Here is a 19327-nt window from a genome sequence, read left to right as displayed (position 1 = left end):
GGAGCGTCCGCTCAGACCTCCCGCAGCACTGCGCGCAGCCGGGTGACGAACGCGGCGGGGTCGTGGGCGAAGCCGATGTGGTCGCCGGGGAACATAGTGGGCTCGACGCCCAGTTCGGCGGCGAGCGCCCGCGACGTACGGTCGCAGAGTTGCCCACCCGACTCCTCGCCGATCCCGACCACGACGCGGCTGGGCGCCGAGCGCAGGGCGGTGACGTCCGGGCACCAGCGGGTGGTCGGGCGCAGCATGTGCGCGTGCTGGAAGTAGTCGTCCGCCTCGGTCTGCGCATCCCGTTCGCCCGCGAACATCTGCTGGAACGCTTCCTCGGGCAGGTGGATGTTCGCCAGGGCCAGGAACTTCCTCCACGCCCCCACGACATCCCCGGTCAGGTGGGTGTCGATGATCTCGTCGGTCTTCACGCGCAGTTGCTCGCGGTCGTCGAGTAACTCGTCCAGCGGCGGCTCGTGAGCGATCACGGTGTGGACCAGCTCGGGGTGCGCCTGCACCAGCGCGAGCGCACTGACGGCGCCGCCGCTGGAGCCGAACACCACGGCAGGGCCCGCGTCGAGGTGCATCAGGAGCCGGGCGAGGTCGTCGGCGCGCATCTCCGGGGTCGAATCGCGATCCCGGTCGTCGACCGGACTGCGGTGGATGCCCCGCGGGTCCGTCGTGAGCACGGTGTAGTCGGACGAGAGCAGATCCGCCGCCGGCGCGAAGGAGTCGGCGTCCATGGGGGCGCCGACGAGCACCACGACGGGACCCGCGCCCTGCACCTCGTAGTACAGCCTGGCACCGGGAACGTCGAGGATCCGGGCGTCGGCGGTGGCGGTCGATGTGGAATTCATCGGTTCTCCTCGTTCGAGGTGGTAATTCTCGGTCGCAGGTAGGACCGCGCCCGAGGGGCAGAATCATCGGTCGAGGGGGGAAATTTCTTCCGCAGACCTGGTACAGCGCCCAGGATTCGCAGGAATCGTGGGCGTACCACTGGAAGGACGCGCGCCTTGATGACAGGATGATATCCACGCGAACGGGATCTCGATGTGAGGTCCCGGGCGGCAACTGCAGGGAGTGAACGGTATGGCGCAGGGTGTTGTGAAGTGGTTCAACAGCGAGAAGGGCTTCGGATTCATAGCGCCGGACGACGGCAGCGCGGACGTGTTCGTTCACTACTCCGAGATCTCGGGCAGCGGCTACAAGTCGCTGGAGGAGAACCAGCGGGTGGAATTCGAGGTCGGACAGGGCCAGAAGGGCCCGCAGGCCCAGAATGTCCGGGCCGTCTGACCGACGCCCCGATGACACTGTGACGACGAGGTCGCACCCGAGCGGTGCGGCCTCGTCATCGTCGTAGTAGGCCCCGGGACAGCTATCTCGCGAGGCCGAAGCTTCCCACCTGGTTGCCGCCCACGTACACGGCCCCGGTGTAGGTCCCGTCTGCGTTGGGGGTCATCCTGTCGGTCAGGAACCCCAGACCCGATGGGCTGTAGTCGATGACAGTGTTTCCGTTCCCGTCCTGCGAGGTCGTGCCCGCGAGCCCGGTCAGACCGAACGCGAAGTTGTTGACGACCGTGCCGCCCTGGAACGTCTTGCCCTTCCAGATCAACTCACCCGCCGGCGCGGTGGTCGTTCCCTGATAGGTGCCGGACGGCACGGCGGGTTCCGCCACGCCCGTCCCCGCGCCGGCGAGAACCGCGCCGATCATCGTTCCCGCGGTGACGATCCCTCGTGTGATCGTGCGCATGAAGCCTCCCTCTGCAATGCCGCACGGAGTGTGCGCTGTGCGTCCGTGGTCGAGTACCCGCTCCCGTGTCCGTGGACACCGGCACCCCTGGACAAATTCGCCGGTCTCCTTCATAGTCGATATGCCACCAAGTGGCATTGTCATTTCACTAGGTGGCAATTTCGATCTTTCGACAGGAGTTTCCGTGACCGATCAGCTGCTCGACGCCGCCGAGTTCCGCGGCGCAGTGCGTGCATTCGCCAACCGTGAGATCCACCCCGGCGCGGCGTTCCGTGACGAGACGCGGGAGTTCCCGGCGGAGTTGGTGAAGCGACTGGGCGAACAGGACCTGATGGGCATCTCGGTGCCCGAGGAGTTCGGCGGACTGGGCCTGTCCACCAGGACACAGCTGATCGCGATCGAGGAGGTGGCCCGCACCGACGCCGCCCTCGCCTCGATCTATACCGCGCACTACCTGGGGCTCGAGCCGATCCTCGTCGGCGGAACCGAGGAGCAGAAGAGCCGGTGGCTGCCCCGGCTCGCGTCCGGTGAACTGCTCGCCGGGTTCGCCCTCACCGAACCGGACGCCGGCTCCGACATCGCCTCGATGCGCACGACGGCGCGGCGCGAGGACGACGGGTGGCACCTGTCCGGTTCGAAGACGTACATCTCCAATGCCAAGGAGGCCGACCTGGTCGTCGTCTTCGCCAAGACCGATCCGTCCGCAGGCTTCCGCGGCATCACCGCGTTCGTCCTCCCCCAGGGCACTCCCGGCGTGAGTTACTCGGAGCCCCAGGACAAGCTGGGCATCCGGTCCGCGCCCACCTACACCGTGTACCTCGACGACGTGGTGCTTCCCCACGACGCCGTGGTGGGAACGGAGGGCCGCGGCGGCAACATCGCGCTCACCGCCCTCAACCGCGCCCGCGTCGACGTGGCGGCGATGGCCAACGGAATCGCCCTGCGCGCGTGGGAACTGGGACGCTCCTACGCGGCCGAGCGCAAACAGTTCGGACACCCCATCGCCGAATTCCAGGCGATTCAGCTGCTGCTGGGCGCGTGCGACGCGCAGCTCGTCGCCTCCCGCGTCACCGCGGACTGGGCGGCGGACGTGAAGGATGCCGGGGCCGACCTGCGCCGCGCCGCGTCCGTGTCGAAGTACGTGGCCACGGAGGCCTGCTTCTCGATCGTCGACCAGACCGTGCAGATTCACGGCGGCGCCGGTTTCATGCGCGAATCCGAGATCGAACGCCTCTACCGCGACTGCCGGATCCTCCGGATCTTCGAGGGCACCTCGCAGATCCAGCTGCTCACCATCGCCTCCAACGCCCCGTCCCCGCACTCGACCGAATTCTGAGAGGGCCCGTCATGCCTACCCTTCCTCCCCTGGACGGCATCCGCGTCGTCGATCTCTCGCGCGTCCTGGCCGGACCGTATTGCACGGCGCTGCTCGCAGACGCCGGCGCCGACGTCGTCAAGATCGAGCCCGCTGCCGGCGAGGATTCGCGGCACCTGGGCCCGTTCCGCGACGGCGAGAGCATCTATTTCAACGTGCTGAACCGCGGAAAACGCTCGCTGGCACTGAATCTCAAGGACGACGCGGACCGGAAGGTGCTGTTCGACCTGCTCGACACGGCGGATGTTCTCGTCGAGAATTTTCGGCCCGGCGTGACCGCCCGCCTCGGCATCGACTACGACACCGTCCACGCCCGCAATCCCCGGCTCGTCTACGCGTCCATCTCCGGTTTCGGGCAGGACGGGCCGCTCGCGGGTTCGGCCGCCTACGACCTCGTCGTGCAGGCGCTGTCGGGGATCATGAGCATCACCGGTTCCCCCGAATCCGGGCCGACCCGGCTCGGCGAATCGTTCGGCGACCTCGTCGCGGGACTGTTCGCGGCGTGGGGCATCAGCTCCGCCCTGGTCGGCACCCGGGAATCGGGTGTGGGACAACACCTCGACGTCGCCATGTTCGACAGCATGCTGGCCATGCTCCCCACCGCGCACAGCCAGTTGCAGGCATCGGGGGTCGCGCCGGCGGGAGTGGGCAATCGCCATCCCGTCTCGACCCCGTTCGACACGTACCGGGCGTCGGACGGCCTGTTCGTCCTGGCCGTCGCCAGCCAGTCCGGATTCGAGAAGCTCGCCCACACCATGGATCGCGCAGACCTTCTCGGCGACAACCGTTTCGCCGACGACACGTCCCGCACCGATCACGAACCGGCGCTGCGCGCGGAGATCGAGATCTGGGCGAAGGACAAGACGGTCGCCGAGGTGGTCGCGGTCCTCGGCGCGGCCGGACTGGCGAGCTCCGAGATCTGGAACGTGGAACAGGCGTTGTCGTCCGAGCAGAGCAGGCACCGGGGACTCGTGGAGTCGTTCGATCATCCGGTCGCGGGAACGATCGACTACGTCCGGCAGCCGGTCGTGTTCGGCGACAGCGCGCGCCCCGGGGTTCGCCGCAGCCCGCTGCTCGACGAACACCGGCAGCCCCTGCTGTCCGAGATCGCGTCGCGGTAGATTCACGCCGACACCCGCGACCGTCAGGAGAGAACCCATGGCCCCCGGAGATGTGACCCGCAGCGCGAGCCGCACCTTCGAACTGCTCGGCGCAATCACCGAGCAGGGCGGCTTGACGCTCGGCGACGCCGCGAAAGCCGCAGGCCTCGCCACGAGTACCGCGCTGCGCCTGATCCGCAGCATGGAGCAGAGTGAGTTCCTGGTCCGCGGCGACGACAACGTCTACCGGGCCGGGCCGCGACTTCTCCAGATCGGCGCCCGGGCGATCAGCGACAACCAGCTGCTGTCCCGGGCCCGGCCCGCGATGGTCGCGATCGCGGAGGGAACCCGCGAATCCACGTACCTGTCGACCCACGGCCCGAAGGGCACCGCCCTGTATCTCGCGCAGATCGAGGGCACCCACGCGATCCGGCACATGGGATGGGTGGGGCAGACGGTGCCGCTCGAGGGCACGGCCGTCGGCGCCGCGCTGCGGGGTGACCTGCAGAGTGAGGGATACGCGATCGCCCACGACACCATCGAGGACCAGTCGACGGGTGTGGCGGCCCCGATCTACGACGCGGTGGGGCGGATCGTGGGCGCGCTCAGCATCATCGGGCCGACGTTCCGTCTCGACGACGCACTCTGCGCGCAGCACGGTCTCGTTCTCGTCGAGCGTTGCCGTGCGCTGTCGACCGAACTGGGCTCCCCGACCCGGTGAGCGGCGGTCAGCTGCCCATGCTGGTCCGGACGAATTCGCGGAACGTGAGGACCATCGGTTCGCGGGCCCGGCCCCGCCGGTAGATCAGCGAGAACGGCGCCTGATAGCCGAACGACGCCGGCAGGATCGGACGGAGCCGGTTCCGGTCCACCCAGTACTCTGCGTAGTGCTCGGGCAGGTATCCGATGTACGCGCCGGACAGCACCAGGATGAGCTGCGCTTCCATGTTCTCCACCGTCGCCGAGGGTTGCGGGAACCCCTGGCGGGCGAGTTCCTGCTCGGACCAGTAGCCGCGGGTCACCATCCGCTGTTGCGTGATGACCTCCGGCGGCACCCGCTTCCTGCCGAACAGCGGGTGCTTGTCGCTGCAGTACAGCCAGTGCTGCTCCCGGTGCAGCGCCTGGGAGACGAGGCCGTTCATCGGTGAGGCGAACGCGCCGACCGCGACGTCGATCCGGTCGTCGAGCACGCCGACCTGCAGTTCGTGCGGGGTCTGGATCTTCAGGTCGAGGTAGACGGCGGGGTGGTCCTTGCTGAACACGCCGATCACGTCGGCGAGCGGCAGCGTGGCGTCGGTGACGGTGGAATCGAGAACCCCGATGGTGAGGGTTCCCCGGAGCTCCCCCTGCAGCGCGGCGCCGTAGCGTTCGAAGCCCTCGAGTTCGCCGAGGATGCGCAGGCATTCCTTGTGGTAGAGCTCGCCCTTGCTGGTGAGACCGAATCCGCCGCGCCCGCGGTGACACAGGACGATGCCGAGGTGCCGTTCGAGCTGGCTCATGTAGGTGCTGATCGCGGAGGCGGACAGTCCGAGTTCCTGCTGCGCGGGCGCGAACCCCTGGTGACGGACGACGGCCGCGAAGATCTGGAGGAGCTTCAGATCGGGCAGCGAGCTGCGCATCGCACTCCTCCGGCGGGGTCGAAAACAGGGTGTGAGCTGGCTCGCACCATTACTTCACGATTTTCTGAAGTGATTATTTGTATCAAGTGATTTATTTCACGTCAATGTTCTCCTACCGTCTAGGGCAACGGTCTGACGAGACCGGCACCGACGGGACCACCGCGCCCGTCATCACCGATCCGCTAGGACACGTGAAGGACGCACCATGGACATCACCATCATCCTGATCTATCTGGGCGCGATGCTCGCGTTCGGCTGGTGGGGCAAACGCCGGGCGAGCAACTCCAGCGAATACCTCGTCGCCGGCCGCCGCCTCGGCGGATTTCTCTACACCAGCACGATGGCGGCGGTCGTCATCGGCGGCGCCTCCACCGTCGGCGGCGTCGGCCTCGGCTACAAGTACGGCATCTCCGGAATGTGGCTGGTCGTGTCGATCGCCGCCGGCGTTCTCCTGCTCAGCCTGCTCTTCGCCGCGCGGATCCAGCGCCTGAAGGTCTACACCGTCTCCGGGATGCTGAAACTCCGGTACGGCATCGACGCCACCGGGGCGTCCGGTCTCGTGATGATGGCCTACACCCTCATGCTCACCGTCACCTCCACGATCGCCTACGCCACCATCTTCAACGTGCTGTTCGGCTTCGACCGGACCCTGTCGGTGGTTCTCGGCGGCCTCATCGTCGTGGCCTACTCGGCGATGGGCGGCATGTGGTCGATCACGCTCACCGACGTCGTCCAGTTCGTCATCAAGACCATCGGCGTCTTCGCCCTGCTCCTCCCGTTCACGTGGAGCAAGGCGGGCGGGTACGCCGGCATCAAGGAGCGCGTCGGCGAACAGGCACTCGGGCTCGGCACCATCGGCACCGGCACCATCGTCACGTTCTTCGTCGTCTACACGCTCGGCATCCTCATCGGACAGGACATCTGGCAGCGCGTGTTCACCGCGAAGTCGCCGGAGGTCGCACGGTGGGGCGGCGTCACCGCCGGCGTCTACTGCCTGCTGTACGGCGTCGCGGGCGCACTGATCGGTCTGGCCGCGTCGGCCCTCATGCCCGACATCGGTTCGTCCGACGACGTGTACGCCGACGTCGCCGTCCACGTCCTGCCCGTCGGTCTCAGCGGCATCGTCCTCGCCGCCGCGGTGGCCGCGATGATGTCGACCGCGTCCGGCGCGCTGATCGCCACCGCCACCGTCGCCCGGCAGGACGTCCTTCCGCTGGTCGCCCAGATCTTCGGCCGCACACGACCCGAACTGGACACGTCCGATCCGGAAGCCGACGTGCGCGGCAACCGCCTCTACGTGATCGTGATCGGCCTCGTCAGCATCGTGATCGCCGCGCTCATCAACGACATCGTCTCCGCGCTCACGATCGCCTACGACATCCTGGTCGGCGGGCTCCTCGTCCCGATCCTCGGTGGACTGGCCTGGAAGCGCGCCACCGGAACCGCGGCCATGGCGGCCATGGCGGTGGGCACCGTGGCGACCATCGCGACGATGTTCGTCGTCGGCGACGTCATGGCGAACGAGCCGGTGTACGTCGGACTCGTCAGCGCTCTGGTCGTGTTCGTGGCCACCAGCCTGTTCACCGAACCCACCCCGGCGAACGTGATGTCCGTGTGGAACGCGCGAGTGTCGGGAAAGCCCGAGGAAGACCCGGTTCCGGTCCCGGCACCGATAGCCTGAGTGGCATCAGCGCACGAAAGTGAGTGCGCACGAGCGGGAGGAATGATCGTGCCGAAGATCGTCGACCACGACGAGCGGAGACTGGCGCTCGCCGACGCCGTTCTCGCGTTGATCGCCAGGGAGGGGATCTCCGCCGTCACCACGCGAGCGGTGGCGGAGGAGAGCGGGTGGTCGACCGGAGTGTTGAACCACTACTTCGGGTCCCGGCACGAACTGCTCCTCGCGGCGCTGCGCCGGGCCGGCGACATCCAGGGCGACCGGTACCGCACGATCCTCGACGAGGAGGGCGCAGGCCCGATCGAGAAGCTGCGGAACATCACCGCCAGCATCCTGCCGCTCGACGAACGCCGACTGGCGATGACCCGCGTGTTCCTGTTCTTCTACGCGGAGGGCGCGGCCGAGGAAACGGCGCGCGGTGAGATCGCGGCCTTCCTCGCCCGCTGGCGGGGCGTCGTGCGCGAGTCGGTCGTCGCCGCACAGCGGGAGGGCACCGTCTCCACCGACCTCGACGCGGACGCCGTCACCGTCGCGCTGGTGGCACTGACCGACGGTCTTGCATTGCAGGCCATCCTGGATCCCGTTGTCATGGACGCGATCAGCGCGGAGGACGCCGCCGCCCGCTGCGTGGACGCCGCCGTACGACGGACCACCGAAGAAGCGGGAGCAGTAGGCAGATGACCGACCGCGTCGTCGTCCTCGACGACTTCATTCCGGCCGAAGAATTGTCCGATTCGCTTGCCGCCGCAGGTATTTCCGCGGACGTCGTGCACCAGTCCGAGTTCCCGTCCGGCCCGGGCGTCATCGCCCTGCTCGTGGGTCCGGAGAACACCGGACTCGAGCCCCGTCACCTGTCGGATCTCCCGGACCTGCGACTGCTGTCGGCGACGTCCGCCGGGTACGACCACCTGCCGGTGTCGGCGGCCCACGAACGCGGCCTCTGGGTCACGCGCGCGGTGGACTACTGCACCGAGGAGGTCGCAGACCACGCGCTCGCGCTCACCCTCGGACTGCTCCGATCCACCCACGCCCTCGACCGCTCCGTGCGTGCGGGCGGGTGGGACGTCACCGCCGCACCGCCGCGGCGGATCGCGGGAACCGTGCTGGGCCTCTACGGTTTCGGCCGGATCGCCGCCGCTTTCGCACTGCGCGCCCGAGCCCTCGGGATGACCGTCCTCGTCAGCGGCCGCGGGCTGGGCGACCGCGCCGGGGAACTGGCGGCCGCGGGCATCGAGGTGGTCGGGTTCGAGGAACTGCTGCGCCGCTCCGACGTGCTGAGCCTGCACGTCCCCCTGACTTCCGAGACGCGGGGTCTGATCGACGAGCGTGCGCTGTCGACGATGAAGCGCGGCGGGTATCTGGTGAACGTCTCCCGCGGCGGACTCGTCGACCACGACGCACTTGGCGCAGCACTACGCAGTGGACACCTCGCGGGTGCGGCCGTCGATGTCCTTCCGAAAGAACCTCCCGCACAGGACGATCCGATCCTGCAGATCCCGAACCTCGTGATCACCCCGCACGCCGCGTGGTACTCACCGCAGGTCGCTCGCACCCTGGCGCAGCAGTCGGCCCGCAATGTCGCGGCGGTCCTGACGGGCACATCCCCGGTGGGCGTCGTCGCCGCACCGGGGATGTGATCGCCCTGCCAGTCTCGGCAGGCCGCTGTCAGTCCTTGTAATCGGGGGCGGTCCGGTCCAGCATCCGCAGCAGCGCCGCCCACGCCATCTCGTAGGCCTGATCGTCGGTGTAGTCGTCCGTGGCCTCGCCGGCGAACTGTCGCGCGGTGTGCTCGGCGATCTCGGGCGACGGAACGCGCAGTTCACCCGACGCCTGGGCGGCGATCTGGATGTCACACGCCTTCTCCAGATAGAACATTCGCAGAAACGCCTCGGCGGCGGATTCGCCCACGGTGAGCAGTCCGTGATTGCGCAGGATCATCGCGGGATGGTCGCGGAGGTCCTCGACCAACCGCACGCGTTCGGCCGTGTTGAGGGCGATGCCCTCGTAGTCGTGGTAACCGACCCGGTTGTAGAACTCCATCGAGATCTGGTTCAGCGGCAGCAGTCCGTGCTCCTGCGCGGCCACCGCGCACCCGGCCTTCGTGTGGGTGTGCAGCACGCACTGCGCGTCCGGCCGGGCCTCGTGAATCGCGCCGTGGATCACGAATCCCGCAGGGTTGACCTGATATTCGGACGGTTCGACGAGTTCGCCGTCGAGTCCGATCTTCACCAGGTTGGAGGCGGTGATTTCCTCGAAGAGCAGGCCGTACGGGTTGATGAGGAAATGATGTTCGGGCCCGGGAATCCGGACCGAGACGTGCGTGAAGATGAGGTCGGTCATCTTGAAATGCGCGAGCAGGCGGTACACCGCCGCGAGTTCACGACGCAGTTCCGCCTCGGTCTTCGCCGGGCTCGTTCGGCCCTGCGACGTAACGGTGGGTGCACTCATGCGGGATCTCCTTGATCACCGAAGGGATTTCGGCTTAAATATATCAACTGATTTATTTAAGTGCCAGCCCTCGGCTCAGTCGAGCCGCCCACCCAGCATGCCCCGCAGGGAGCGCAGGCAGAGTTCACGTAGCTCGCCCTCGGCGATTGACGGGTGGTCGAGCCAGTCCATGCAGACGGCGCGGACGAAGGCGATCCATCCGCGCACCGCGACGCCGACGAGTTCCCGCTCACTGTCGGGGGGATCGAGCGCGTCGACGATGCGGCGCTGCTGGGCATCGAGTTCCCGCTCGACGATGGCCCGGATGTCGGCGTCGGCCGACAGCGCGCCGTGGTTGATGGCCCGGACTCCGTGCCGGTGGCTCGCGACGTGCTCGAAGTACGCGTCGAGGCCGGCCGCGACCTGTTCCTCGACGGGGAGGGTGGAGTCGGGGGCCGTCACGTCGAGCAGTCGTTCGGATTCGCGTTCGACGATCGCGGCGAAGAAATCCCGTTTCGTCGGGAAGTAGTGGTACATCAATCCGCGCGACACCTCGGCGAGTTCGGCTACCTCCTCGATCCACACGTCCTCGTAGGGGCGGTCCGCGAACAGCCGCGCGCCGATGTCGAGCAACTGCGCCCGGCGCTGCTCCGGGGCGAGTCGTCGGCGGGCGCTGGTCATGCCAGTCACCGTACTGCTTGACACCGGTTCAGTAAGGCGTACCTTGCGTACTAGACATCAATTCAGTAACGCAGGCCACATCGACACGGGGGTCGACATGAGCGTCGAATCACTGCACACCACGGCGGAGGCGACCATCCCGCATCCTCGATGGCGGCTCCCCGTCGTCGGCGACGTCTTCGGGATCAGCATCCGCACTCCCGTGCAGAATTCGATGGAGATCGGCAGAAAACTCGGGCCCATCTTCGAGCGCAACGTCCTCGGCAATCGGTTCGTGTTCGCCTCCGGTGCCGACATGGTCGCGGAACTCTCCGACGAATCCCGGTTCGCGAAACACCTGGCACCCGGCGTCGCGTCGCTGCGCGAGGTCGGCGGCGACGGGTTGTTCACCGCCTACAACCATGAGCCGAACTGGAGCAAAGCGCACAACCTCCTCGCCCCGGCGTTCACGAAATCCGCGATGCGGTCGTATCACCGCACGATGCTGGATGTCGCAGGCGAACTGACGGAGCACTGGGACGAGCGGGTGGACGGCTCCCCCGTCGACGTGTCCTCCGACATGACGAAGCTGACGCTCGAGACCATCGGCCGCACCGGTTTCAGCTATTCCTTCGACTCCTTCAGACGGGACCGGCCGCACCCGTTCGTGCAGGCGATGGTCGGTGCGCTGAGCCATTCGCAGCGCACCACGTTCGTGAAGTCCAGCGCGCTCGGACGCCTGCTGACGCGACGGTCGGATCGACGCAACGTCGCCAACCTGGAACACATGGCCGAGGTCGTCGACGAGGTGATTCGTGCCCGCCGCGACAGCACCGAGGACGGCCCCGAGGACCTGCTCGAACTCATGCTGCGGGCCGCCCGGGAGAACGACCCCCATCGGATCGACGAGTTGAACATCCGGCACCAGGTGGTGACGTTCCTGGTCGCGGGACACGAGACCACCTCCGGGGCACTGTCGTTCGCCCTGTACTACCTGTCGCGTCATCCCGACGTCCTCGCAAAGGCGCAGGCGGAGGTCGATGCGGTCTGGGGCGACGAAGAGCCCGCGTTCGAGCAGATCGCGAAGCTCCGCTACGTGCGCCGGGTGCTCGACGAATCGTTGCGGCTGTGGCCGACGGCCCCCGCGTACGGCAGGGAGGCGACCGTCGACACGACCCTCGTCGGCAAGTACCCGATGAAGGTCGGCGACTGGGTGCTCGTCCTCATCCCCGCCCTGCACCGCGACCCCGTGTGGGGTGACGATCCCGAGGCGTTCGACCCCGACCATTTCCTCCCCGAGCGCATCCGGTCCCGGCCCGCGCACGTGTACAAGCCGTTCGGGACCGGCGAGCGCGCCTGCATCGGACGACAGTTCGCCCTCCACGAGGCGGTCCTGGTTCTCGGCACGATCCTGCGGCGCTACGACATCGTGGGCGACCCGGACTATCGACTGAAGGTCGCCGAGCGCCTCACCCTCATGCCCGAGGGCTTCACGCTCCAGCTCCGCAGGCGCTAGACCCGGCGGGCCAGAACTTCCGTCACGACGTGTTCGGCGATGGCGAGGGACGACGTCGCACCCGGTGAGGGCGCGTTCCGGACGTGAACGACGCGTTCCGACCCGGTGATGACGAAGTCGTCCTCGAGGCTGCCGTCGGCGTTCATCGCCTGAGCGCGGATGCCCCGGGGTCCGCGGGTGACGTCGGAGCGGCACACGTCGGGCACGTACTTCTGCGCCTCCTTCACGAACTGGCCCGTGCTGAGGACGGTGCGGGCCTCGCGGACCGCCGCCGCGGTGTTGTGCACGGCGAACCGCCAGAACCCGGGAAACCCGACCGCCGACATCACGTCCGCCGCCGACCACCCCCGACGGTCGTATGCCTCCCGCCCGAAGGAGAGAAAGGCGTTCGGTCCGAGCATGATTCGCCCGTCGATTCGCTTGGTGAGGTGGACCCCGAGGAACGGGTACCGCGGATCCGGAACCGGGTAGATCAGCCCCTTCACGAGCGAGGACCGTTCGGGCTCGAGCAGGAAGTAGTCGCCGAAGAAGGGCACCACGCGAGGCGATCGCGGTTCACCCGACATCAGTGCCACCCGGTCGGACTGCAGTCCCGCGCATGTGACCACCAGGTCGAAGGCCTCGCTGCCGTTCCGGGTGGTGACCACCGTTTCCGCGGTCCGGCTGTCCAGGCCCACGACCTCCCGGCCGAGGAGCACGCGTCCACCCGCGGCGGCGATGTCCGCGGCGAGAGCCTCCGCGACCGCCACGTAATCGATGATCGCGGTGTGCGGCGAGTGCACGGCGGCGACTCCGCGTGCGTGCGGTTCGATCTCGGGGATCTCCTCCCCCGCGACCTTGCGGATGCCGGGGACCCCGTTGGCGACCGCTCTGTCGAAGATGGCGTCCATCCGCGCCACTTCGGACGAGTCGTGGGCGACCACCACTTTGCCGCATTCCTCGTAGGCCACACCCTTGTCCTCCGCGTACTGCTGCAGGAGGGTGACACCACGGCGGCACAGGCGCGCTTTGAGGCTGCCCGGCGGGTAGTACAGGCCGGCGTGGACGACGCCGCTGTTGTGTCCGGTCTGGTGGGCCGCGACCCGGGTCTCCTTTTCGAACAGCGTCACCTCGACGGCGTCCATGCGGTGCAGAAGTTCCCGGGCGACCGCCAGACCGATGATGCCGCCGCCGATGACGGCGGCACGAACCTTCGCCATGAGCACCCCTCCGTATATACCGTTTTCGAGATACCATCGATGGTATGTCGACCACCCCTCGACGCACGTCTTTTCCCGGACTGGAGCACCTGTCCGATCGGCGTCGAGCGCTGCTGGACGAGCTCGTCACCACTCGCCGCGAGCGCGGCCTGACGCAGACGGAGATCGCCGCCCACATGGGCACGTCGCAATCGGCCGTGGCACGGCTCGAACGCGGCGACGTCGACCCCCGCCTGTCGACGCTCGAACGGTATGCGGAGGCCGTGGGCCGGACGGTCGACTGGACGATCTCAGCGCACCGGGAGTCATCACCATGATCTGGCCACCACCCACCCCACCACAGGTCCCGCCGTTTCACACCCCCTGGCAGCCGGACCCCCGGCAGCCGCCCGCCCCGATGCCCGTCACGTCCGTGCCCGCTCCCGCTCCCGGTCCCGACTGGCTGGCCGAGCGCCTGTTCGACAAACGGATCGTGTCGCTGACCGGCAGGCTCGACGCCGAGGCCACCAACCGCGCGGCGGCGTCGCTGGCACTGCTCGACGCCTCGGACGACGGGGAGGTCCAGCTGTGGCTGCACGGCGTCGACGCCGACATCGACGCGGCCGCGGTCCTCCTCGACACCCTCGATCTGATGGGCGTCCCGCTGCACGTCCACTGCCGCGGCGACGTCCGGGGAATGGCGATCGCCCTCCTCGCGCCCGCCGACCGCCGGACGTCGGCGTCGCACGCCACGTTCCACCTCCGCGAACCGCAGACGTCCTGCACCGGTCCGGCGTCGGACGTCGCCGTCGCCGCCGAACACCACGAGCAGCAGCTCCGGAGGCTGCAGCAGCGGATCGCCGACTCCTGCGGGCGTCCCGTCGACACGGTGATCGGCGACATGCGGGACCACCGGATCCTCACCGCCGACGAGGCGCGCGACTACGGGCTGATCGACGCCGTCACCGGCGCACGCTCCGCCGACGGCGAGTAATCCGGCAGCCGCTCTCCCTTTCGGCTCCCGCGCACGAATTCAGGCGCAATTTCGAGTGCGCGAACCGAGAAAGGGTGCGTCTGTGCCGCCGGACGTGCACGGGCAGGCTCTTGCGCCCCGCACCTCGACGGGGGAATCATCCGAGGATGACGGTCGAACGATCGCGCATCACGGTCCACGGGGTCGTGCAGGGGGTCGGCTTCCGCCCGTTCGTCGCGCGACTGGCCGACGACCTGGGACTGCACGGCCACTGCGGCAACGACGACGTCAGCGTGTTCATCGAGATAGAGGGCAAGTCGGCGTCGGTGTCCGAGTTCGTGCGCCGGTTGCGCACGGACGCGCCGCCGATGGCCGTGATCGTCGACGCGACCACTCAGCCCGTGCCGGTGCGCGGCGACGAGTCGTTCCGGATCATCGACAGCCGGCACGTCCCCGGCGCGCGGACGCTGGTGTCGCCGGACGTGGCGACGTGCGCGGATTGTCTTCGCGAACTGGCGGATCCGCACGATCGGCGGTATCGCCACCCGTTCGTCAACTGCACCAACTGCGGGCCGCGGTTCACGGTGATCACCGACCTCCCCTACGACCGGCCCAACACCACGATGGCCGAGTTCCCGCTGTGCGCGGCGTGCCTCGCCGAGTACCGCGACCCCGCGGATCGACGGTTCCACGCCCAGCCGGTGTGCTGCCCCCACTGCGGTCCGCACCTGTTCGCCGAGGTCGACGGGCACCGGATCGACGGGGACGACGCCGTCCTCACCGCGGTGCAGGGGGCGTTGCGGGACGGCCGGATCGTGGCGGTCAAGGGCCTCGGCGGATTCCACCTCGTCTGCGATGCCGCCGACCCCACCGCCGTCGAGACTCTGCGGGCGCGCAAGCACCGCCCGGACAAGCCGTTCGCGGTGATGACCGCGGACCTGTCCGCCGCCGCCGAGTTGTGCGAGATCTCCGAGCCCGAGAGCGCGCTGCTGCGACACGCGGCCCGGCCGATCCTGTTGCTGCGCAAGACAAACACTGCGTCGGTTGCCGACGACATCGCGCCCGGGATCGACGACCTCGGCGTGATGCTCCCCTACACCCCGCTGCACCATCTCCTGTTCACCCGAACCCCCGGCAGCGACGTCGACCCTCCGCGGGTGCTGGTCATGACGTCCGGCAACCTGAGCGGCGAGCCCCTCTGTTTCGACAACGACGACGCCCGCACTCGATTGGCGGACATCGCCGACGTGTTCCTGATGCACGACCGCCGCATCGCGGTGCCCTGCGAGGATTCCGTGCTCGCGGTCGAGGCCGGGGCGGTGCTGCCGATCCGCCGCTCGCGCGGATTCGCGCCGCTGCCCGTCGTGCTCCCCGCGCACGGCCCGGAGATCCTCGCGGTGGGCGCGGAGATCAAGAACACCTTCTGCCTGACCCGGCAGGACTACGCGTTCTGCTCGGCGCACCTCGGCGACATGGGCAGCCTGGAGAGTCAGCGCGCCTTCGAGACGTCGGTGCGGCAGTTGACGCATCTGCACGGCATCACCCCGGAGGCGGTGGTCGCCGACCGGCACCCCGGCTACTCGACGCACCACTGGGCCCGGCGCTACAGCGACAGGACCGGCGTCCCCCTGCTCACCGTGCAGCACCATCACGCGCACGTCGCGTCGCTGATGGCCGAACACGGACTGGTCGGGACGACGGTGCTCGGTGTCGCGTTCGACGGGACCGGGTACGGCTGCGACACCACCGTGTGGGGCGGCGAACTCCTCCTCGTCGGCCCGAACATCCTCGACACGAGGCGGGTGGGGCACATCCAGCCCTTCTCGTTGCCGGGCGGTGACGCCGCCGTCCGGAATCCGGTGCGGGTGGCGCTGGCTCTGCTGCACGAGTGCGGGATCACCGACGTCGACGGGTTGCCGTGCGTGGAGGCGATCCCCACCGCGGAACGCGCGGCCGTGGAGTCGCAACTGCAGTCGGGTCTCGGTTGTGTCAGGACGACCAGCGCGGGCCGCCTGTTCGACGGCGTCGCGTCGCTGCTCGGGGTCCGGCACCGGGTCAGCTACGAGGCGCAGGCGGCCATCGAACTCGAGGCCCTCGCCCGGACCGCCCTCCACCCGGCTCCCCTGGCCATGGACGTGGAGAACGACCAGCTCAGGCTGCCTCTTCTGGTGTCCGGACTGGTCGCCGGACTCCGCGACGGGACCCCGCCCGCTGCGCTCGCACTGGGCTTCCACCATGCCCTCGCCGCCGCCACCGCCGGCCTCGTCGACCGGGCCGCCACCGCGACCGGCGCGTCGACGATCGGACTCACCGGAGGAGTCTTTCAAAACCGTTTATTCCTCGCACTGGTGAGAGCACACTGGGAGAGCAGCGGTTATCGAGTCCTCACCCACCACCGGGTGCCTCCCAACGACGGAGGACTCTCCCTCGGCCAGGCGGTGATCGGTGCCGCGGCAACCATGCGCGGACCGTGACGTCGGCAGCCCCCGACCGGCCGGTCCGGGACGGGAGCTAGTGAATGACCACCACCGCAGAGGCGGGCGGGCACCTTGTCGACACGGACCTGTCTGCGGATCTCGCCGCCGCAGCATTGTCACTCGCCCGCAGATTCCATGACGGCGCGACGCTCTGGGTGATCTCACCCCAGTGGGAACCGCACGCCCATCACGTCGCCGTCGAATTCGTGCATCCCGTGATCATGGGCAAACGGGCGCTGCCGTCGGTGGCACTCGTCGAACCCGATCCGGTGGCGCAGGCCCGGGTGGCGAGCAGGCCCGGCGACATCCTGCTGGCCGTGGCGTCGGCGAACGAACCCGCCGTCGTCGACGCGATGCGCCGCGCACCGGCGTGGGGCGCGATGACGCTGTGGATCGGGGCAGGCCCCCGACCTCCGGCCGGTGCGGCGAACCACATCCTCTGGGTCGACTCGGAGGATCCGATGGTGCCGGCCACCGGGCGGTTCGTCCTCATGTACCACCTGCTGTGGGAACTCACCCACGTCTGCTTCGAGCACTCGGGATTGCTGAAGCCTGACGCCGAGGAGTGCGACGAGACGGTCTGCGTCACGTGCAGCGACGAGGGGCGTCTCGGTGAGGTGGTGATCGAGCCGGCCGAACCGCTCGGACCCGCCCTGGTCCGCACCGCCGCGGGCGAGGAGTGGGTGGACGTCAGCGTCCTCGGCGATGTCCAGCCCAACGACCTCGTCCTGGTGCACGCGGGTGCCGCGATCACGCGACTCGACGACGCCGGTCAGGAGGCGAACCGATGACGACACACGACTCGGAGAGCACCAGCTTCCTCTACCCGTTCATCGACTCGGAGGAAACCGACGCCCAGAGCCTCCTCGACGACCTCGCCGCCTCCGCGCGGGGGAAGGCCGCCGAGAGCGCTCGCCTGCAGAAGGAGTCCCTCGACGAGTACGGCGACGGCCTGATCGCTGCCGGCATCGACATGGCCGACAGGTTCCGTCGCGGCGGCCGGCTCTACACGTTCGGCAATGGTGGCAGCTCTACCGACGCCGCCACGCTGGCATCGCTGTTCAGCCGTCCCGCCCGCGGACGCCCGGTGGCGGCGTGGTCGCTCGCCGCCGATCAGGCGGTGGTGACGGCGCTCGGCAACGACGTCGGCTTCGATCTGATCTTCAAGCGGCAGATCATCGCGCACGCCCGGGACCGCGACGTCGCGATCGCACTGTCGACGTCGGGCAATTCCGACGACCTGATGACCGCGCTCACCGAGGCGAAACAGCGGGGGCTGCTGACCATCGGGTTCGCCGGGCACGAGGGCGGCCGGATGGCGGCGATGGCGTCCGCCGGCGAACTCGACTTCTGCTACACCGTCCACTCGCAGAGCATCCACCGGATCCAGGAGAGCCACGCGATGCTCGGGTACCGGCTGTGGTCGGTGGCCCAGGAACACATGACGCGGCCCGCTCCCAACTCCGTGGAGGCTTCATGAGCACCACCGAACCGGCCACCTCGGCGGAACGCGAAGACCGGGTCCTCGAGCGGATCGACAAGTTCCGGCAACGCCGGCCGCGGCTGCTGGACGAGGTGGTGACCCTCGCTCACGGTGCGGGCGGGAAGTCGTCGGCGGCCCTCGTCGACGCGGTGTTCGTCGAGGCGTTCCGCAACGAGGAACTCGAGCAACTCGGTGACGCGGCCGCGCTCACCATGCCCTCAGGTGAGCGGCTCGCGTTCTCCACCGACTCGTACGTGGTTCAGCCACTGCGTTTTCCCGGCGGTTCCATCGGGCATCTCGCGGTGCACGGGACCGTCAACGATCTCGCCGTGTCCGGTGCGCGCCCGCAGTGGTTGTCCGCGGCGTTCGTCATCGAGGAGGGTTTCCCGATCGCAGAACTACGGGAGATCGTCGCCGACATGAGCGAGGCGGCCGTCCTGTCCGGCGTGCAGATCGTCACCGGCGACACCAAGGTCGTCGGCAAGGGCGCCGCCGACGGCGTCTACATCTCCACCGCCGGTGTCGGTGTCATCCCGGAGGGCAGGCGGCTGTCGGCCGATCTCGTGCGCGCCGGCGACAAGGTTCTGTTGTCGGGAACCATCGGCGCCCACGGCATGGCGGTCATGCTCGCCCGCGGTGACCTCGCCATCGAGGCCGACATCGCCTCCGACACCGCCCCGGTGAACGCGCTGGTGGAGACGCTTCTGAAGGCGGCCCCGTCGACGCGGTGGATGCGGGACGCCACCCGCGGCGGCGTCGGCACCGTGTGCAACGAACTCGCTCACGCCTGCCAGCTCGCCGTGATCGTGGACGAGCAGTCCCTGCCCATCGAGCCGCAGGTGCTGGGCGCCTGCGACATGCTCGGCATCGACCCGCTGTACGTCGCGAACGAGGGGAAGTTCGTCGCCGTCGTCGCGGCGGACGAGGCGGATGCGGCCGTCGCGGCGATGCGAGCCCACCCGCGGGGAGCCGATGCCACCGTGGTCGGCGAGATCCTGGCCGAACCGCCCGGCATCGTCGCACTGCGAACCTCGTTCGGCGGCAGCCGGATCGTCGACATGCTCGTCGGTGACCCGCTCCCCCGAATCTGCTGAAGAACAGCC

General features: G+C 68.6%; 20 protein-coding genes. 14 read left to right on the top strand and 6 right to left on the bottom strand.

The window, feature by feature from the left end; translation table 11 throughout:
• Positions 1–11: 11 nt before the first annotated feature.
• Positions 12–845 (bottom strand): alpha/beta fold hydrolase, encoded by an 834-nt coding sequence (locus QM841_RS00310; protein WP_283330510.1) that lies wholly within the window; start codon positions 843–845, stop codon positions 12–14.
• A 232-nt stretch (positions 846–1077) separates the two neighbouring features.
• Between QM841_RS00310 and cspE the strand changes: the two genes are divergently transcribed.
• Positions 1078–1281, top strand: coding sequence for a transcription antiterminator/RNA stability regulator CspE (cspE, locus tag QM841_RS00305; protein WP_005244612.1), 204 nt, complete (start codon positions 1078–1080; stop codon positions 1279–1281).
• An 82-nt stretch (positions 1282–1363) separates the two neighbouring features.
• Here the strand turns inward: cspE and QM841_RS00300 are convergent, their stop codons facing one another.
• A complete protein-coding gene (locus QM841_RS00300; protein WP_283330509.1) occupies positions 1364–1738 on the bottom strand; it encodes a hypothetical protein in 375 nt (124 codons plus the stop codon).
• A gap of 184 nt (positions 1739–1922) precedes the next feature.
• On the opposite strand from QM841_RS00300, the gene QM841_RS00295 reads away from it, so the two are divergent.
• The 3 genes from QM841_RS00295 to QM841_RS00285 are packed head-to-tail and all read left to right on the top strand — an operon-like array spanning position 1923 to position 4934.
• Positions 1923–3074 (top strand): acyl-CoA dehydrogenase family protein, encoded by a 1152-nt coding sequence (locus QM841_RS00295; RefSeq protein WP_283330508.1) that lies wholly within the window; start codon positions 1923–1925, stop codon positions 3072–3074.
• 11 nt (positions 3075–3085) lie between these two features.
• Positions 3086–4234 carry a CaiB/BaiF CoA transferase family protein gene (locus QM841_RS00290; protein WP_280778917.1) on the top strand — a complete coding sequence of 383 codons (1149 nt, stop codon included), beginning with the start codon at positions 3086–3088 and terminating at the stop codon, positions 4232–4234.
• A 37-nt stretch (positions 4235–4271) separates the two neighbouring features.
• Complete coding sequence (locus QM841_RS00285; protein ID WP_283330507.1) at positions 4272–4934, top strand: IclR family transcriptional regulator; 663 nt, start codon at positions 4272–4274, stop codon at positions 4932–4934.
• A gap of 7 nt (positions 4935–4941) precedes the next feature.
• Here the strand turns inward: QM841_RS00285 and QM841_RS00280 are convergent, their stop codons facing one another.
• Positions 4942–5832, bottom strand: coding sequence for a LysR family transcriptional regulator (locus QM841_RS00280; RefSeq protein ID WP_005244617.1), 891 nt, complete (start codon positions 5830–5832; stop codon positions 4942–4944).
• A 205-nt stretch (positions 5833–6037) separates the two neighbouring features.
• Between QM841_RS00280 and QM841_RS00275 the strand changes: the two genes are divergently transcribed.
• The 3 genes from QM841_RS00275 to QM841_RS00265 are packed head-to-tail and all read left to right on the top strand — an operon-like array spanning position 6038 to position 9147.
• Entirely contained in the window at positions 6038–7513 is a 1476-nt protein-coding gene (locus tag QM841_RS00275) for a sodium:solute symporter family protein (protein WP_283330506.1), read from the top strand.
• Between the two features lie 42 nt (positions 7514–7555).
• Entirely contained in the window at positions 7556–8191 is a 636-nt protein-coding gene (locus QM841_RS00270; protein WP_283330505.1) for a TetR/AcrR family transcriptional regulator, read from the top strand.
• Complete coding sequence (locus QM841_RS00265) at positions 8188–9147, top strand: C-terminal binding protein (protein ID WP_283330504.1); 960 nt, start codon at positions 8188–8190, stop codon at positions 9145–9147. Before QM841_RS00270 ends, QM841_RS00265 begins: the two co-directional genes overlap by 4 nt.
• A gap of 28 nt (positions 9148–9175) precedes the next feature.
• On the opposite strand, the gene QM841_RS00260 is transcribed toward QM841_RS00265, so the two are convergent.
• Together QM841_RS00260 and QM841_RS00255 are read right to left on the bottom strand one after the other, a co-directional pair.
• A complete protein-coding gene (locus QM841_RS00260) occupies positions 9176–9958 on the bottom strand; it encodes a class II aldolase/adducin family protein (RefSeq protein WP_283330503.1) in 783 nt (260 codons plus the stop codon).
• A gap of 75 nt (positions 9959–10033) precedes the next feature.
• Entirely contained in the window at positions 10034–10618 is a 585-nt protein-coding gene (locus QM841_RS00255; protein ID WP_128640024.1) for a TetR/AcrR family transcriptional regulator, read from the bottom strand.
• A 97-nt stretch (positions 10619–10715) separates the two neighbouring features.
• Between QM841_RS00255 and QM841_RS00250 the strand changes: the two genes are divergently transcribed.
• Positions 10716–12113 (top strand): cytochrome P450, encoded by a 1398-nt coding sequence (locus QM841_RS00250; protein ID WP_283330502.1) that lies wholly within the window; start codon positions 10716–10718, stop codon positions 12111–12113.
• On the opposite strand, the gene lhgD is transcribed toward QM841_RS00250, so the two are convergent.
• Complete coding sequence (gene lhgD, locus QM841_RS00245) at positions 12110–13312, bottom strand: L-2-hydroxyglutarate dehydrogenase (RefSeq protein WP_283330501.1); 1203 nt, start codon at positions 13310–13312, stop codon at positions 12110–12112. The two genes, QM841_RS00250 and lhgD, sit on opposite strands and share 4 nt — an antisense overlap.
• Before the next feature lie 44 nt (positions 13313–13356).
• Between lhgD and QM841_RS00240 the strand changes: the two genes are divergently transcribed.
• The 6 genes from QM841_RS00240 to hypE all read left to right on the top strand — a co-directional run bounded on the left by QM841_RS00240 (position 13357) and on the right by hypE (position 19318).
• Positions 13357–13629 (top strand): helix-turn-helix domain-containing protein, encoded by a 273-nt coding sequence (locus QM841_RS00240; protein WP_061042299.1) that lies wholly within the window; start codon positions 13357–13359, stop codon positions 13627–13629.
• An 80-nt stretch (positions 13630–13709) separates the two neighbouring features.
• Entirely contained in the window at positions 13710–14285 is a 576-nt protein-coding gene (locus QM841_RS00235) for an ATP-dependent Clp protease proteolytic subunit (protein WP_283330951.1), read from the top strand.
• Between the two features lie 146 nt (positions 14286–14431).
• Positions 14432–16738 (top strand): carbamoyltransferase HypF, encoded by a 2307-nt coding sequence (gene hypF, locus QM841_RS00230; RefSeq protein WP_283330500.1) that lies wholly within the window; start codon positions 14432–14434, stop codon positions 16736–16738.
• A 44-nt stretch (positions 16739–16782) separates the two neighbouring features.
• Positions 16783–17532: a HypC/HybG/HupF family hydrogenase formation chaperone gene (locus tag QM841_RS00225; protein WP_016884043.1), complete on the top strand. Its 750-nt coding sequence runs from the start codon at positions 16783–16785 to the stop codon at positions 17530–17532.
• The gene (locus tag QM841_RS00220) at positions 17529–18221 is read left to right on the top strand and encodes a D-sedoheptulose-7-phosphate isomerase (RefSeq protein WP_005258645.1); all 693 of its coding nucleotides are present in this window, start codon (positions 17529–17531) and stop codon (positions 18219–18221) included. Before QM841_RS00225 ends, QM841_RS00220 begins: the two co-directional genes overlap by 4 nt.
• Complete coding sequence (gene hypE, locus QM841_RS00215) at positions 18218–19318, top strand: hydrogenase expression/formation protein HypE (RefSeq protein ID WP_105416728.1); 1101 nt, start codon at positions 18218–18220, stop codon at positions 19316–19318. The genes QM841_RS00220 and hypE overlap by 4 nt, the downstream gene beginning before the upstream one ends.
• The last annotated feature ends 9 nt before the right edge of the window (positions 19319–19327 follow it).

It is taken from the genome of Rhodococcus sp. IEGM 1307 (assembly GCF_030056915.1).
In the GTDB taxonomy this organism is placed as follows: domain Bacteria; phylum Actinomycetota; class Actinomycetes; order Mycobacteriales; family Mycobacteriaceae; genus Rhodococcus_F; species Rhodococcus_F opacus_D.
The sequence above is the reverse complement of the archived record's forward strand: the minus strand, read 5'-3'. Positions and strand labels throughout refer to the sequence as shown.